This window comes from Mesorhizobium sp. M7D.F.Ca.US.004.03.1.1, from assembly GCF_003998635.1.
Taxonomy (GTDB): Bacteria; Pseudomonadota; Alphaproteobacteria; order Rhizobiales; family Rhizobiaceae; genus Mesorhizobium; species Mesorhizobium loti.
Genome location: NZ_RZQG01001212.1, coordinates 1 through 1,487 on the forward strand (window position 1 = coordinate 1; position 1,487 = coordinate 1,487).

A 1,487-nucleotide genomic window follows, 5' to 3' on the forward strand; every position below is an offset into this window, starting at 1 on the left:
GATCGGGAGTGAGATCCCCCTGGTTTCCGGGATCACGGCGCCTTCGGCCATGGCGCCTTCTTCGGCATCGGCTCGGTCGTTGCCGCCAGCCTGGTGCCGCGCAACAAGCGCGCCAGTGCCATCGCGCTGATGTTCGCCGGGCTGACGCTGGCCAACATCCTTGGTGTTCCCGCCGGCACGGCACTAGGCGAAGCCCTCGGCTGGCGCGCCACCTTCCTCGCCGTCGTCGGCATCGGCCTGATCTCGGTGGCAGCCATTGCCTGGCTGGTGCCGTCCGACGTTGCCGAGCCGAGCGGTGGCGGCCTGCGCGGCGAGCTGCGCGTGCTGGGCAAGCTGCAGGTCTGGCTGGCGATGTTGATCGCGGAGCTGACCTCCGCAAGCCTGTTCACCGTCTTCACCTACATCAAGCCCTACCTCACCGACGTCTCCGGTCTGTCCACCTCTGCGGTCACCTGGGTGCTGCTGCTGTTCGGCGCCGGCATGACCATCGGCAACATCATCGGCGGCAGGCTGGCCGACTGGAAGCTGATGCCGACGGTGATCGGCACGCTGCTCGCGATGGCGCTGCTGCTGGTCGGCTTCATGCAGTTCGGCACTATCGCCAGCGTTGCCATCGGCATCGTCTTCCTGTGGGGCCTGCTGATCTTCGTCGTCGTACCGCCGCTGCAGATCCGCGTCGTCGAGGCGGCCTCCGAGGGGCCGAACCTCGCCGCCACGCTGAATCAGGGCGCCTTCAATGTCGGCAATGCCAGCGGCGCCTGGATCGGCGGAGTGGCCCTTTCCGCCGGTATTTCCTATGCCAATCTGCCGCTGGTCGGTGCGGTGATCGCCTTGTTGGCGGTCGCCGTCGCTGTGCTGTCGCAGGCGCTGGACCGGCGAGCGCCCGTCATCCCGCTTCAGGCTCCCGCAGAGTAACCGCTTGCGCCCATAGCGCGGCAGGCTGGACCAATCGACATCGGCGCGTTCAAATGGGCATGTCTTCTGGCTCTAGAGCAATCCCAGGAAGAGTGTGAAGCGGTTTTCCGTCCGGGATTGCGTCAAAACAAAGAGATAGAGCAGTTCGGCGTTTCCATGAAACGGCGAACTGCTCTAGATGGAGGAAGTCATGCAGAAATCGATCGAACGCATCGCCGGCGAAAGCGAAGGCGTTTCCTACGAATTCCCGCTGTTCCGCTTCGCGGGCACTGACAAGGTCGCCCCTTCGGCCTATCTGCAGGCAGCGCTCCACGCCGGCGAATTGCCGGGCGTCGTCGCCATCGACGCGCTGATGCCGATGCTGGCCAAGGCCGAAGCCGAAGGCCGCATCAAGGGCAATCTCACCATCGTGCCCTGGGCCAACCCGATCGGCCGGGCGCAATATCATTTCGGCGAGCATCAGGGCCGTTTTCATCTGGGCACGCGCACCAATTTCAACCGCGGCTTCCCGCTGCTCGCCGCGCCCGACACAGCACTCTTGCCCGACACCACCCTTGGCAGCGTCGACCAGC

At 65.2% G+C, this 1,487-nt stretch carries 1 protein-coding gene and 1 pseudogene; both read left to right on the forward strand.

All coding sequences use genetic code 11. From position 1 onward, the window contains the following. Positions 1–39 precede the first annotated feature (39 nt). Positions 40–915, forward strand: a pseudogene (locus tag EN935_RS35675) (MFS transporter); the annotation flags it as partial. A 190-nt stretch (positions 916–1,105) separates the two neighbouring features. Beyond that, positions 1,106–1,487, forward strand: a 382-nt coding sequence (locus EN935_RS35680; RefSeq protein ID WP_164771667.1) for a succinylglutamate desuccinylase/aspartoacylase family protein, incomplete at its 3' end; no start/stop codon positions are given.